Source organism: Enterovirga sp. (genome assembly GCF_028290205.1).
Lineage (GTDB): Bacteria > Pseudomonadota > Alphaproteobacteria > Rhizobiales > Beijerinckiaceae > Enterovirga.
The window spans coordinates 1-14,539 of record NZ_JAQGKF010000233.1 but is presented as its reverse complement, the minus strand read 5'-3'; the positions used below and the strand labels follow the sequence as shown (position 1 = coordinate 14,539).

Annotated in this window: 11 protein-coding genes; 4 read left to right on the top strand and 7 right to left on the bottom strand. The window is 72.1% G+C overall.

Annotated elements, in window-relative coordinates; all coding sequences use genetic code 11:
* From JWR86_RS16400 to JWR86_RS16370, 7 genes are all read right to left on the bottom strand, one after another.
* Positions 1–849: hypothetical protein (locus JWR86_RS16400; protein ID WP_299567444.1), on the bottom strand; the 849-nt coding region annotated here is incomplete at its 3' end.
* Positions 846–1,952 carry a glycosyltransferase gene (locus tag JWR86_RS16395; RefSeq protein WP_299567443.1) on the bottom strand — a complete coding sequence of 369 codons (1,107 nt, stop codon included), beginning with the start codon at positions 1,950–1,952 and terminating at the stop codon, positions 846–848. The genes JWR86_RS16395 and JWR86_RS16400, both read right to left, overlap by 4 nt.
* Positions 1,949–3,091 carry a glycosyltransferase family 4 protein gene (locus JWR86_RS16390; RefSeq protein ID WP_299567442.1) on the bottom strand — a complete coding sequence of 381 codons (1,143 nt, stop codon included), beginning with the start codon at positions 3,089–3,091 and terminating at the stop codon, positions 1,949–1,951. Before JWR86_RS16390 ends, JWR86_RS16395 begins: the two co-directional genes overlap by 4 nt.
* Positions 3,088–4,200 carry an SDR family NAD(P)-dependent oxidoreductase gene (locus JWR86_RS16385; protein ID WP_299567441.1) on the bottom strand — a complete coding sequence of 371 codons (1,113 nt, stop codon included), beginning with the start codon at positions 4,198–4,200 and terminating at the stop codon, positions 3,088–3,090. Before JWR86_RS16385 ends, JWR86_RS16390 begins: the two co-directional genes overlap by 4 nt.
* Positions 4,197–5,321, bottom strand: a complete 1,125-nt coding sequence (locus tag JWR86_RS16380; RefSeq protein ID WP_299567440.1) for an NAD(P)-dependent oxidoreductase — start codon at positions 5,319–5,321, stop codon at positions 4,197–4,199. Before JWR86_RS16380 ends, JWR86_RS16385 begins: the two co-directional genes overlap by 4 nt.
* A gap of 87 nt (positions 5,322–5,408) precedes the next feature.
* The gene (locus tag JWR86_RS16375; RefSeq protein WP_299567439.1) at positions 5,409–7,205 is read right to left on the bottom strand and encodes a hypothetical protein; all 1,797 of its coding nucleotides are present in this window, start codon (positions 7,203–7,205) and stop codon (positions 5,409–5,411) included.
* 7 nt (positions 7,206–7,212) lie between these two features.
* On the bottom strand, positions 7,213–7,818 hold the full coding sequence (locus JWR86_RS16370; protein WP_299567438.1) for a dual specificity protein phosphatase family protein: 606 nt from the start codon (positions 7,816–7,818) through the stop codon (positions 7,213–7,215).
* Positions 7,819–7,972: 154 nt separating this feature from the next.
* On the opposite strand from JWR86_RS16370, the gene JWR86_RS16365 reads away from it, so the two are divergent.
* The 4 genes from JWR86_RS16365 to JWR86_RS16350 form a co-directional block, all read left to right on the top strand.
* Positions 7,973–8,947, top strand: a complete 975-nt coding sequence (locus JWR86_RS16365; RefSeq protein WP_299567437.1) for a zinc-binding dehydrogenase — start codon at positions 7,973–7,975, stop codon at positions 8,945–8,947.
* On the top strand, positions 8,944–9,960 hold the full coding sequence (locus JWR86_RS16360) for a Gfo/Idh/MocA family oxidoreductase (protein ID WP_299567436.1): 1,017 nt from the start codon (positions 8,944–8,946) through the stop codon (positions 9,958–9,960). The genes JWR86_RS16365 and JWR86_RS16360 overlap by 4 nt, the downstream gene beginning before the upstream one ends.
* A gap of 79 nt (positions 9,961–10,039) precedes the next feature.
* Complete coding sequence (locus JWR86_RS16355) at positions 10,040–12,646, top strand: response regulator (protein WP_299567435.1); 2,607 nt, start codon at positions 10,040–10,042, stop codon at positions 12,644–12,646.
* 3 nt (positions 12,647–12,649) lie between these two features.
* On the top strand, positions 12,650–14,539 hold a 1,890-nt coding region (locus tag JWR86_RS16350; protein WP_299567434.1), incomplete at its 3' end, for an AI-2E family transporter.

Genomic DNA, 14,539 nt, shown 5'->3' with positions numbered 1-14,539 from the left:
GCAGGCGCCGGCGCCCGCGGCCTCGAACACGCGCGTCGCCGGCGAATAGCCGACCGAGGCCATGGAATCGCGCGCCACGTTCAGCACCGCGAGCGGGGTGGCGTTGAAGGCGTTGTGATCGGCGGTGCCGACATGGCCGAGATGGCGGACATTGGCCGGCATCGCCTTGGTCTCCCAGCCGTTGCCGCCGAGCAGAAAGGCCCGGTCCGGCAGGCGGGCGGCGGCATCCAGGAAGAAGCGCTCGACGCGGGCCTCGCGGTCGGGCAGCCGGTTCGCGAGAAACGACATGTCTGCGGCGAAGCGCGGATCTGGCGGCACCGGATGGTGGGTCGTCGGATCGAGCGCGTTGTAGATCGGCACGCAGAGCCGCGCGCCGAAACCCCGATAGGCCGAGATCACCGGCGGGCCGCCGCCATAGGTGATCACGAGGTCGAGCTCGGGCAGCACGCGGCGCATGAGGTGGTCGGGCGCGGCCGCGATCTCGGCCAGCGTCGCCGGGGCGTCCACGTCGCAGAACATCCGGATCGCGCCGGGCCGCGCCGCCGCCGTGACCCCGGCCAGGAGGACGTCGTCGAACACGCCGACGCCGCTCGCCTTGACGACGATGTCGGCCTCCGCGGCCTCCGCGATCACGCCCCGGACGGCCTCGTCGGTCGCCGGGTAGACGCGCACGCGGCACCAATCCGGCGGCGCGATGTCCAGGTGCTGCTGCCGGCCGAAGGCGTCCGGCTCATAGAAGGTAATGTCGTAGCCGCGCCGGGCCAGGGCCGAGAGCAGGCCCCGGTAATAGGTGGCCGCCCCGTTCCAATACGAGGAGAGCAGGCTCGAGCCGTAGAACGCGATCTTCATGCCGTTTCCCGCAGGTCCGCCCCGAGCCGCGCGGCGACGGCCAGGAGTTCGTCCACCCGGTGGGCGCAGGTGTGCCGCGCCAGAATCGTCCGCCGGCCTTCGGCCGCGAGTTCGGCCCGCAGCGCGGGATCGGACGCGATGGCCCGCAGGTGACCGCTCATCTCGGCCTCGTCCCGGGCCATCAGGAAGTCCGTCCCGACCCGGAACAGCCCTTCCGAATCCTGCCAGGGCGCGGAGACGAGCGGGATGCCGCAGGCCAGGGCCTCGAACACCCGAATGGTCGGGATGCCAGGCAGGTGATCCACATAGAACCGCCGCGGCACGTGCACGGTCGCGAGGTGGCGGGCGAAGAGCGCCGGCGCCTGCGGGTTCGGCGCCCAGCCGTGGTAGCGGGCGCCGTAGCGCCCGAGCGTCGCCAGCGCGTGGTCGGGGTAACGGACGCCATAGATGTCGAGCGGCAGGCCGAGATCCTGGGCGGGCCGGAACAGGAACCGCTCCAGCTCCTCGCTGCGCTCCTCGTCGCCCCAATTGCCGATCCAGACGAGGCCCTGGCGCTCGCGCTCCTCGGCCGGCGGATGAAACAGCCGCGTATCGGCCGCCTCGTGCCAGACGTGGACGCGGTCGCCCCAGCCCCAGCCGCGATAGGCTTCGGCCACCGTCTCGCCGAAGGCCAGCACGCCGTCATAGCCGTCCAGATCATAGGCCCGCATGGCCCCGGGATCGCTGACCACGCGATGATGAGTGTCGTGAAACAGCAGCAGAAAGCGGCCGTCCCGACGCCGCTTGGCCCCGATCGCGGCAACCAGCCACGGCTCGTTCCACTCGTGCACCAGGACGAGGTCGGCCCCGTTCAGCGCCGCGTCGAGATCGAGGTCGGGCCCGTATTCGCGGGAGCCGAGCTCCGGGTAGCTGTCCCGGAAGGCGGCCAGCCCCGCATCGCCGTGGTCGCGCAGGAGATTGCCGAGGCTCCAGCTCTCCGCCGGCTCCCAGGCCGTGACCTCGTGGCCGAGCCGGATCAGTTCGCGCAGGACGCCCCGCAGGAAGTGGGCGTTGCCGTGGTTCCAGCAGGAGCGGAGCGAGTGGGTGAAATAGCTGATCCTCACGACGCGAGGCTCAGTCCGGAGGGGAGGGCGGCCGGCCGGCGCGGGCGGCCGAGAACGTCCCGGTAGGCGTCGAGCGTGCCCTCGACCATGCGGTCGGCCGTGAAGCGGCGGGCCCGCTCCCGGGCCGCGGCGCCGAGACGGTTTCGGGCGCCGGGATCGCGCAACAGCCCGGACAGGGCGGCGGCGAGGCGGCGGTCGTCCTCGGCCGGCACGAACAGGGCGGCACCGTCCCAGAGTTCGCGAAAGCTCGGAATGTCCGACAGCACCAGCGCGCACCCCGCCTCGGCGGCCTCCAGAACGGCGAGGCCGAAGGGCTCGTACAGCGCCGGCGACACGAAGACGGGCCGAGCGGAGAGATGGGCGGCGAGCTGGTCGGCGGACAACCGGCCCAGCGCCTGGACGTGACGGAGCTCGACCCGGGCGCCGTTCGGACCCTCGGTCGGGCCGGCGGCCAGCATGCGGCCCTCGAGGGCGGCCGCGGCCCGGTCGAACGTGGCGACGTTCTTGCCTTCGTCCCAGAGCCGGCCCGCTGTCAGCACGGTGGCCGGCAGGTCCCGCGGCAAAGCTTCACGGGAGGCGGTGTCCGGCCGGTGCCCGTTCAGAACGGCAACGGGAGGGCGGGCGAGGCCGTAGGCGGCCGCGGTCGCGGCCGCGAAGCTGCGGCTCGGCGCGAGGAGCTGGTCGGCGCCCGCATAGCCGAGGCCGGTGAGGTCGGCCCTCCAGGCCAGGTCCGGGTCGAGCGGCGCGTCGCCCCGCACCGCCTTCCACCATGTCCGGACGCAGGAATGGCAGGTTGCGACCAGGGGCCGGTCGAACGGCGCCTCGGCGGCCAGAGCGGGGCTGTTCAGGTGGACGAGGTCGGCGCCGCGGTCCCGGGCGAGGCCGGCCAGAGCGCGACCCGCGGCCCGCACCTCGGCGGCATTCGCGGCCAGCCAGTCGAGCGGCAGGCCTGTCTCGACCACCGTCACACCCTGGAGCGCATCGAGCGCCGCCCGGTCGGACGGTGTCGGGTTCGGCCCGAGCACCGCCAGGGTCACGCGGGCGCCCCGGGCCGAGAGGCCGCGGGCGAGTTCCGCCGCATAGGTCCAGACCCCACCCACCGCGTCGGCGGTCAGCAGAACATGCAGGCCTGGGATCACGCCGCCCCCGCCCGCGCCAGCAGGGACGGGGCTGGCGAGGCGGGCCGGCGCAGATCGAGGCCACGCTCGGTGGCGAGCCAGGCGGCCAGCGCGTCGACCCCGCGTCGCCACGGCACCGGCGCCGACAGGCCGAGCGCGTCCTGGGCGGCGCGCGAATCCGCCACGAACCAGCGTTGGTCGCCGGGCCGCCAGTCGAAGAACTCGGTCCGGACCGGGCGGCCCGTGAGGGTGCCGAGATGCTCCACCAGATCCCGGAGGCTGATCGCGTTCGCGGCCCCGCCGCCGAGGTTGAAGGCGCGTCCGGCGACCGTGTCGATCCTCCGCCAGGCTGCCAGATAGGCCTCGACGGCATCGGACACGTCCAGCACGTCGCGCACCTGCGAACCGTCGCCGAAGATCGAGATGACCCGGTCCTCGAGCGCGCTGATCGCGAAATGCGCGACCCAGCCCTGATCCTCCGTCCCCATCTGGCGCTGGCCGTAGATGCAGCTCATGCGCAACACCACGGTCGGAACGCCGAAGGAGCGGGCGTAATCCAGCACGTATTGGTCGGCCGCGCCCTTGGAGCAGCCATAAGGGGTATGGAAATCGAGCGAGCGGCGCTCGGAGACGCCGTGGCGGCGGATGGCCGGGTCGCGAGGCAGGTAGGCCCGGTTGGTGAGGTCGAGCTGGATGTCCGCCAGGTCGCCATAGACCTTGTTGGTGGAGGCGAAGATCAGCGGCGCCGGGCGGGGCTGCCGGCGTAGGGCTTCGAGTAGCCGGAAGGTGGACCGGACGTTGATGTCGAAATCGGTCGCCGGATCGGCCAGGCTCGTGGTCACGGCGACCTGGGCCGCCAGGTGGAACACCGCCGAGGCCTCGGCGGCGGCAGCGGCGAGTTCGCCATCGTCCCGGACATCGGCCCGGACATGCGAGATACGGTCGGGGTGGCGCTCCAGCAGCCAGGCCAGATTCCGCTCCACGCCCGGCCGCGCCATGAGGTCGTAGACCAGGACGTGGTGGCCGTTTCGGGCCAGGCGGTCGGCGATGTTGGAGCCGATGAAACCCGCCCCGCCGGTGACGAGGACCGGGCCGCGACCCCGGGAGAGGGCGGGACCGCTGTCGCTCACGCGACCAGCCCCCGAGCCTCGAGCTCCCGGCGCGCCTCGGCGACCTTGTCCTGCGCGCTGCCGGATTCCTGTTCGGCGACCCATTCCGACAATTCGGCGAGGCCAGCGCGGAAATCCTTACCGGACCGGTAGCCGAGCTCCCTCTGGATCAGCGAGATGTCCGGGATGTTGTGGCGCACGTCTCCGGTGCGGGCCTTGCCGGTGATGTCGGGCGGCAGGTCCGGCCGCCCCATGGCCTCGGCCAGCAGGGTCGCGACCTCGGTGACGGTCCGGTCCTCGCCGGAGCCGACATTGAACACGCCGCCAGCCGCCTTGGGGTTCTCCAGCGCCAGGAGGAAGGCCTGGGCGACGTCCTCCACATGGACGAAGTCGCGCCGCTGCTCCCCGTCCTCGAACACCAGCGGCCGGTTGCCGTTGGCGATGCGGGAGGCAAAGATCGCCAGCACACCCGTATAGGGGTTGGAGAGGGCCTGGCCCGGCCCGTAGGCGTTCCAGAGCCTGAGCGCCACGCCCTCCATGCCGTAGACCGGCGCGAGGGTCAGGGTGAGGCGCTCCTGCACGTATTTCGTCAGCGCATAGACCGAGGCCAGGTTGGGCCGCTTGCTTTCCGGCGTCGGCACCGGCCGCAGTGGCCGCCCCTCGGCGTCCACCGGGTCCCAGGGCTGGTCCGGCCCTGTGCGGGGCACCCGGACGGCGTCCTCGACGAGCTCGCCCCCCTGGCCGCGATAGAGCCCCTCGCCATAGACGCTCATGGATGAGGCGACCACGACCCGGCGCACCGGACGGTCGATGAGCTGCTGGAACAGCACGGCGGTGCCGTGGTCGTTGACCGACACGTAGCGGTCCACCGCGTACATGCTCTGGCCCACGCCGACCTCGGCGGCGAGATGCACCACGGCGTCGACGCCCTGCAGGGCTCCGGCCACCCGCGCCTCGTCCCGCACATCGCCGATCACCAGCTCGACGTCGCTGTGAAGCGCCTCCGGTCGGCCGCGTCCGCCATGGACCTGCTCGATCAGGCTGTCGAGCACGCGGACGCGATGTCCACGCTGCAGCAGCGCACGCGCGACGTAGCGCCCGATGAAGCCGGCCCCACCGGTGATCAGAACCCTTTCCGCCAAAATCCCACGACCCCGCTACCGGCGCTGCCGGAGCTTCCGGCGTGACATTCGGCGGTAGGAACTCCTAAAGCGGCAAAGCAGCAACAATCACTCCGGGCGATCCCCGTCTGCGTCCGGTAAGTGACAAAGAAGATGACGCCCCAGCACCGCACGGTATCGCTGCGCCGCGCCAAGTAGCGCCGCCCGGTCAGGGCCGTCGGCCACGCCCTGGGCAGCCATCGCATAGAAGCCGAGCTGGAAGGCCGGGTAGGCGAGCTGCAGGAAATCGACCAGCTCGGGGTCGATCGTGACCCCGCCGGCGATTTCCACGGCGCCGCTCAGGGCCTCGATCTCCCCATCCGAGAGGTCGAATTCCACTGCCGCCCCGGCGATGTCCCAGCCGATGTCCTGCGCCCCGACGAGATCGTGGCCGGCGTGGTGATCCACCGCGTCGGCTTTGAGGAGGCCGTAATCCGTCCCGAGCCACTCCCAGATGTGCAGGCGACCGTCGACGGCGACGGGGCGGCGCCGCGCCTCGAGCCGGTCGAGACGCGGGCGCCAGCGCTGCAGGGACCGGGCGGGCCCGTCCCCGAAGCTTTCGGCGATGTTGTGGGTCAGCATCCGAAACAGGGTCTCGACGCTGGCCCCGCGGCCGGGCGGAAGCGGAAAGGCTGCCGCCCGAAAGCCGAGGTAGCGGGCCAGATGCCGGAGCGTGCCGTCCCGATCGGCGGCCAGGTCCGGGGCGCCCGCCTCGCCGTGCCAGCGCTCAACCAGGAAGCCGTGCCGCCATCCGGCTGGCTCCGGCACGAAGCCGGCCCGGTGGAGCCGTCGGGCCATGTCGAGCTTGCCGAGCCCGATTCGGCCGAGCCCGGCGAAGCGCAGCAGCCATGTCCCGCTCTCGGTCCGGAGCAGGAACTTGCGGCGCTCCTGCCAGGGATGGACGGGCGGCCGGTCCGCGAAGGGGGTGCGGTGGTCGCGCCAGCCGCCGCCGCTCACGTCAACAAGCGGGCCAAGCGGTTGCCCCAGGAGGTCGGCGCACCAGCTTTGCAGGCGCCCGGCCCGCTGTTGCGGATTGAGCAGCAGTTCCTCGAAGGTAACGAGCCGGCGCGGTGTCCGGGTCCAGAAGCTGCGGATGTCGGGATCGGCCTCCGGCCCGGGCTCTCCGGCGTGGCTCGGCAGGAGCTCCAGGCGGCTCTCGGGCAGGCCGAGGCCCGCGAGGGCGCGCCCGGCCGCGGCCAGGGACGAGCCGGACCGGCCGGGGCCCTCATCGGCCAGGAGGACGCGGTGCGTGCCCGCGAGGTCCGACAGGCGGGCCCGCAGGCCCTCGGTCAGGCTGATCTCGCGCCGGTAGGGGTGACCGGTCGGGCGCAGCGTCAGCACCGGGCCGGGGTTCGGCCCTGCCGCCGAGGCCATCGCGGCGAGCGTGGTGCCGATGCTCCGGATGCCGATCGTGCAGGGCGGCTCCGCTCCGGGGCAGCGGCGCGCGGCCTCGAGGTAGCTCTCCGGGTAGACGGCATAGTGAGCGAAGCCCTCGGGGCTGCGGATGAGCAACTCGTCCGGTCCGGCCAGGGCTTGCAGGCGGGCGAGGGCGGTTTCGGCCGGGGCCGGGTCGCCGCCGTCCCGGAACGCCGAATCCCACGAGGCGGCTACGCGCCGGGCCAGCGCGCAGGCGAGGTCGAGCGCCGCAGCCTCGAGGGGATCGGGGAGCGAATCGACCCCGCCGCGCGCTTCAAAGGCCCGGTCCAAAATCCCTTGCGCGAGTTCGCCGCTTTCGATCAGGGCCGCGGCCAGCAGGCCGTGCCGCTCGATGCCCGCGCGCCCGGCGGCTGCCGCCAGCGACTCCCGGATCCCGGCCAGCATGGCGGCCGCAGGCTCGCGGCGGGTGTCGTCGCCGAAAACCAGCACGGGGGCGTCAGGGCTCGAGGAGGTGACGGTAGGCGACCGCCTTGAAGCTGGGGAAGTCCGGCACCGTCCAGCTCTCCGCCCGCGGATGGGCGCGCAGCCAGTCGACCCAGCACTCGTATTGCGCCGGGCTCGGTGACACGAGTTCGCGCCGATCCTTGGCCAGGGTCAGGGCCTCGAGCGGCTCCATGCCGCGCTCGACCAGGATGCACAGGGCCAGCGTCGCCGACCGGCCGATGCCGTGCTGGCAATGGACGAGCACGCGCCGTCCCTCGGCCGTCGCCCGGGTCGCGAACGCGACCCCCTCCCGGAGGTCGGATCGCCGCAAAGCGCCGTGATCGTCGGTCGGCAAGTGGAGGAAGCGGATGCCGTGCCGGGCAAGGTGGGCCGCGTCGTCGCGGTCCTCGCGCCGGCAATCGACGACGGCGCCGACCCCGACGCTGTCCGCCAGGGTGCCGATCCGGTCGGCGGGAACATGGCCACCGATGGCGAGATCGTCCGTGATCCAGGTGAGGTTGGGCGCCCAGCCGGGCGCCGCCGGCCGACAGCAGCAGGGAGCGGGCAGGCCCCCTCCCTCGGACTGGCTCCCGGGCTGGCCGGAACGCGATCGCGGCATCCTGTGCTCCGGCTCCCGTCGGCGCGACTCGGCCCCCCATCGCAGAGGCGGCCGGCGCTCCGCAAGCCGCTTCGTCCGCGCCCGTGCCGTGACTTCGGGGGCGGCACTCGCTAGGGCAGCCCTGCGTCGGGGGCAGGACGGCAGCGAGGCGGGGATGGCGGGATCGAGCACCATGCGGGCGGCCGTGCTGACGGGGCCCGGCCGGGTCGCGGTGGAGCAGGTCGCGATGCCGCAGCCCGGACCGGGGCAGGTCCGCATCCGCCTCGAAGGCTGCGGCGTTTGCGCCTCCAACCTCACGCCCTGGTCCGGCCCCGACTGGATGCACTTCCCGACCGAGCCCGGCGCGCTCGGCCATGAAGGCTGGGGCGTGGTCGACGCGGTTGGCGACGGCGTGGACGGGCTCGCCCCGGGCGACCGAGTCGCCGCGCTGACCTACAAGGCCTATGCCGAATACGATCTCGCGGAGGCCGGCGCGGCGATCCGCCTGCCGGCGGCCTTCGACGCTCTCCCCTTCCCGGGCGAGCCGCTCGGCTGCGCCATGAACATCTTCCGGCGCAGCGAGATCCGGGCCGGCCAGACCGTGGCGATCCTGGGCATCGGCTTTCTCGGGGCCATCCTGACCCGGCTCGCGGCGGAGGCCGGGGCCCGCGTCATCGCCATTTCGCGGCGTCCGTTCTCGCTCGACCTCGCCCGCCAGATGGGCGCCGCCGAGACCATCCCCATGGACGACCACGGGGCCATCATCGGGCGGGTCAAGGAACTCACCGACGGCCGCTTCTGCGACCGGGTGATCGAGGCGGTCGGTAAGGCCTGGCCGCTGGACCTCGCCGGTGAGCTCTGCGCGGAGCGCGGCCGCCTCGTGGTCGCCGGCTACCACCAGGACGGCCCGCGGCAGGTCAACATGTGGCTCTGGAACTGGCGGGGCCTCGACGTGATCAACGCTCACGAGCGCGATCCGCAGATCTACCTCGAAGGGATGCGGGAGGCCGTGGACGCGGTGGCGTCCCGCCGCATCGACCCTTCGCCGCTCTACACGCACCGTTTCCGGCTGGAGGAGCTCGGCGCGGCGCTGGACGCTACGCGCGACCGGCCCGACGGCTTCCTCAAGGCGCTGGTGTCGTTTCCGTGAGCCGGGACGGCGCCGCCGGGGTCCGCCGCCCCCGGATCGGCTTTCTGGGCACCGGCTGGATCGGCCGCCACCGCATGGCGGCGATGCTGGACACGGGGCTCGTGGAGGCGGCGAGCGTCGGCGATCCCTCCCCGGAGGCGGCCCGCGAGGCCCAGGCGCTCGCCCCCGAGGCCCGCCTGGTCGCCTCCTTCGAGGAGATGCTGGCGCAGGACCTGGACGGGATCGTCATCGCCACCCCGAGCGCCCTGCACGCCGCCCAGACGATCGGCGCGCTCGAAGCGGGGCTGGCCGTGTTCTGCCAAAAGCCGCTCGGCCGAGACGCGGCCGAGGTCGCGGCCGCGGTGGCGGCGGCGCGGCGGGCCGACCGGCTTCTGGCCGTCGATCTGTCCTACCGGTTCACCGCCGGCATGCAGCTGATCCGCGATGCGGTCCGTCGCGGCGAACTCGGGCAGGTCTTCGCGGCCGACCTCGTGTTCCACAATGCCTACGGGCCGGACAAGCCGTGGTTCTACGATCCGGCGCTGTCCGGCGGCGGCTGCGTCATGGATCTTGGCGTCCACCTGGTCGATCTCGCCCTGTGGACGCTCGGCTTTCCGGCCGTCACCGAGGTGTCCGGCAAGTTGCTTGCCGGGGGGCGGCCGCTGGCCGAGGGGGAGGTCGAGGATTACGCCGTCGCGACCCTCGAACTCGCGGGCGGGGTCGTGGTCCGCATCGCCTGCTCCTGGCGCCTGCAGGCCGGCCGCGACGCGGTGATCTCGGCGACCTTTCACGGCACCGGCGGCGGGGCGGCCTTCCGCAACCTGGACGGCTCGTTCTACGATTTCACGACCGAGCGCTTCCGGGGCACCGCATGCGAAACCCTGACCGGGCCCCCCGACCCTTGGGGCGGGCGAGCCGCCGCCGACTGGGCTCGTCGGCTCGCCGCAGGCGAGCGTTTCGACCCAGAGGCCGAGCGGCTCCTGGACAGCGCGCGGGTGCTCGATGCCCTGTACGGCCGGCGGGCAGCAAGCTGACGCCGAACAAAACTGAGAGCTGGCGCAACTTCGCGCCCCCGGGCGGGTTCCGCACTCCGCCCCCTCCTGGTGTTACGACATGACGAATGCGACCGTCCCAGCTGCCGAAGACGAGTGGCTGGGCCGCGACTGGTGGATCCGCTACGGCGCCCGCATCGCGGCCGCCCTCCTGGCCGTCGCCGTGGCGGCCACGATCTGGAACGCCGCCGCATCCAGCTACGATCGCGGCCGCATCGCGGCCCAGCACGAGGTCGTGCTGACCCTGGAGCGGGTGCTGTCGGGCGTGCGCGACATCGAGACGGGCTCGCGCGGCTTTCTGCTTACCGGGTCGGAAGCCTATCTCGACCCCTACCAGGCTTCCATCGCGACCCTGGCCGAAACCATCGCGGCCGCCCGCAAGGCCTGGAGCCACGCAGGTGGGGAGGCGGAAAGCCTCTCACCGCTTCTCACGCTTGTGCAGCGCAAGCTCGATTTTGCGATCCAGACGGTGGAGGCCCGCAGGGAGGGGCCGGGCCGGGCCGATCAGCTCATCCTGTCCGGCGAGGGCAAGCGGCTGATGGATCAGATCCGGCTCGACGTGACCCGCCTGCAGGCGGGCTCCGACGCCGCCCGCGGCGAGGTCGAGCGGCGGGAGCGCATCCGCTTCGCGGTTCTGACCGCCGTGTCGACCGGGGCCGCTCTGATCGCCTGCATCTGGCTCGCCGGCCTCGCCTGGCACCGACGCCGGCTGGCGCAGCATGCCTCCCAGGAACTCGCCGGGCTCGGCGACCGCTTCCGCACCCTGGCCGACAACATCCCGCAGCTGACCTGGATGGCCGCTCCGAACGGCCAGATCTACTGGTACAACCAGCGATGGTACGACTACACCGGCCTGAGCCAGGCCGACATGGACCGCCGGAACGGGTGGCACAAGGCGCACCATCCTGACCACAGCGCCGGCGTGAGCGAACGCTACCTGGACGCGATCCGGACCGGCGAGCCCTGGCAGGACACCTTCCCGTTGCGGCGCCACGACGGCGAGTACCGCTGGTTCCTGTCGCTCGCGCAGCCGATCCGCAACAGCAAGGGCGAGATCCTGCGCTGGTTCGGCACCAACACGGACGTGACCGAGCAGCGGCAGACGGAGCAGGAGCTCGCGGCGGCCCGGGACGCGGCCGAGGACGCCAATCGCGCCAAGAGCCAGTTTCTGGCCAACATGAGCCACGAGCTGCGCACCCCGCTCTCCGCCGTGATCGGCTATGCCGAGATGCTGGAGGAGGAACTCGAGGACATCGGCGAGAAGCGCCTGAGCGAGGATCTCGCCAAGATCGAGCTGAACGCCCGCCATCTTCTCAGCCTCATCAACGACGTTCTCGACATCTCCAAGATCGAGGCCGACAAGATGGAGGTCTTCGCCGAGACCTTCTCGGTCGCGGACATGGTCCAGGATGTGGCCGCGACCGTGGGCTCGCTCGTCGAGAAGAAGCGCAACACGCTCGTGGTCGAGGTGGCTGACGGCCTCGGCGCCATGCATTCGGACGTGGTCAAGATCCGGCAGGTGCTGATCAACCTGCTCAGCAACGCGGCCAAGTTCACGGAGGACGGCACGATCACCCTGCAAGCGCGTCGTGAACAGGAGGATGGGCGCGACTACGTGGCGTTCGCCGTCCGGGATACCGGCCTGGGCATGACCCAGGAGCAGGTCGCAAAGCTGTTCGAGCGCTTCTCCCAGGCGGACGCCTCGACCACGCGCAAGTTCGGCGGAACGGGGCTCGGGCTGGCCATCACCAAGGCCTTCGCGGCCATGCTGGGCGGGACCGTGACGGTGGAGAGCAGCCCCGGCGAGGGCTCCACCTTCACGCTCCGGGTTCCGGCCGCCCTCGAGGCCGACCAGGAACCGGACGGATCCACCAGCATCATCGAGGCCGAGGAGGCGGCGCAGGACGTCGTGCTGGTGATCGACGACGACCCGTCCACGCGCGACCTCCTGACCCGCTTCCTGGCCCGCGAGGGTTTCACGGTGCGGGTGGCGGCCGACGGGCGTTCGGGGCTCGCCCTGGCCGAACTCCTGAAGCCGCGCGTGATCCTGCTCGACGTGACCATGCCCCGCATGGACGGCTGGGAGGTTCTGCGGAGCCTCAAATCCGATCCGCGCCTCGCCGCCATCCCGGTGGTCATGTGCACTGTGATCGACGAGCAGACGCTCGGCTTCACCCTCGGCGCCTCCGACTACCTGTTGAAACCAGTGGATTGGGACCGGCTCAGGGACGTGCTGGCGCGCGTCGAGAGGCAGGCCGCCAAGGGCGATGTGCTGGTGGTGGACGACGACGCGGATACGCGTGGCCGGCTCGCCCAACAACTGGCCCGGCAGGGCTGGACCGCAACCGCGGCTGAGAACGGCCGGGCGGCGCTGGAGAAGGCGCGGCTTCGCGCGCCCGCCCTCGTGTTTCTCGACCTCAACATGCCGGAGATGGACGGGTTCGCGTTTCTGCGCGAGTTCCGGTCCACCCCGGCCTGGAGCGAGATCCCGGTCGTGGTGATGACGGCGCGCGATCTCACGGCCGAGGAGCGGGCCGAGCTCAAGGGCGGCGGGGCCCGGGTGTTCCAGAAGGGCCAGGTCAGCCTGCAGGATCTCGTGAGCCACCTGAAGACGCTGCGGCCCCGGGCGGAGGCCGAAGCGCGCCAGCCCGATGCCGCGGGTGCTTGAGCGATGGACCTCGAAACCTCGCGCCTGCTGAGGCGGGGCCTGCCGCTCTACACCGCGCTCGCGGTGGCCCTTCTCGTCCTCACCCTCGGCGCCATCCTGCATCTCGGGCGCGAGATTTTCGTGCCGGTGGCGCTGGCGGTGCTGCTGAGCTTCGTGCTCGCGCCCATCGTGCGCGGGCTGCAGCGTCTCTCGATCCCGCAGGCTGTCGCCGTTCCGGTCACCGTGCTGGTCGGGTTCGGCGCCATCGCGGTTCTGCTGGTCACCATGGGCGCGCAGTTCGCCGGGCTCGGGGCCGACCTGCCCAAATACCAGGGCACGATCCGGGACAAGGTGGTCGCGCTGGCGGGCTCCGCCGAGCCGGGCGGCGCCCTGGCCCGTGTGATCGAGGTCTGGGAGGGGATCGGCACCGAGCTGAAGCAGCTCGGCGGCGACCGCAAGGACGGCCCGGACGGCTTGCCGGTCCCGCCCGGATCACGGCCGATTCCGGTGGTGATCCAGGACGGCGGCGGCCTTCTCGGCACGCTGGGCGGGTTCGTGTCGCCGCTTCTGCACCCGCTCGCCACGGCCGGCCTGGTGCTGATCTTCGTGATCTTCGTGCTGGCCGCCCGCGAGGACCTCCGCAACCGCTTCGTGCGGCTGCTCGGGACGGAGGACATTCAGCACACCACCGCGGTGATCGACGATGCCGCCGGGCGGCTGAGCCGGCTCTTTCTGATGCAGCTCGGGCTCAACGCGGCCTTTGGAGCCGCCATCGCGATCGGCCTCTTCCTCATCGGTGTGCCGAGCCCGCTTCTGTGGGGGATCCTGGCCGGGATCCTGCGCTTCGTGCCCTATGTCGGCGCCGTGGTCGGGGCGTTGCCGCCGCTGGCACTCGCCTTCGCGGTGGATCCGGGCTGGTCGATGTTCATCTGGACGGCGCTGCTGTTTGTCGCGCTTGAGCCGGTGTTCGGGCATGTCCTCGAACCGCTGCTGTTCGGGCATTCGACCGGGCTGTCGCCCGTCGCCGTGATCCTGGCCGCCGTCGTTTGGACCTTTCTCTGGGGGCCGATCGGGCTCGTTCTGGCGATGCCGCTGACGGTGTGCCTGGTGGTGCTTGGCCGGCACGTGCGCGGCCTCGGCTTCATCGACGTCATGCTGGGCGACAGGCCAGCCCTGTCGCCGGCCCAGATCTTTTATCAACGCATGCTGGCCGGGGACCCCTCGGAGGCCATTCTCCAGGCGCGCGAGTTCCTGCGCGAGCGCTCGCTGTCGACCTATTACGACGAGGTTGCCCTCGAGGCGCTGCGGCTCGCCCAGGAGGACGTGGCCCGCAACCGGCTGAGCCCCGATCGGCAGGAGGTGCTGCGGCGCTCCACCGAGACGCTGATCGCCAGCCTTGAGGGGCTGCGCGACCCCCTGCCGAAGGGCGGCCAGGCCGGCGGCGAAGCCGCCGCCGCCGTGATGGCGGCCGGCCCCGACCGGGGCGCCTCGACCCGGGTGCTGGCGCGCGACGACCTCCGGCCGGGCTGGGAGGGGGCGGCGGCCGTGATCTGCTACGCCAGGCCCGACACGCTGGACGAGGTGATCGCCCGCATGGTGGCCCAGGTGCTGACCAAGCACGGCATGGGCGCCGTGGTCGTCTCGACCACCTCGAACGAGCCTCTCGCCGGCGGCGCGCCGGTCCGGGCCGAAGAGGTCCGGATGGTCTGCCTGTCCTATGTCGAGCCGCTCAGCACCTTGCACCTGCGCTACGCGGTGCGGCTGGCCCGCAAGCAGTTCCGCGGGGCCTTCACGGTGCTGGGCATCTGGCGCGATCGCGATCCGGGCGCCAGCCGCACGCTCGGCCAGGCGGCCCGGGCCGATGCCGTTGCGCCCACGATCGGGGCGGTGCTGTCGGCCGCCGTCGCCGAGGCG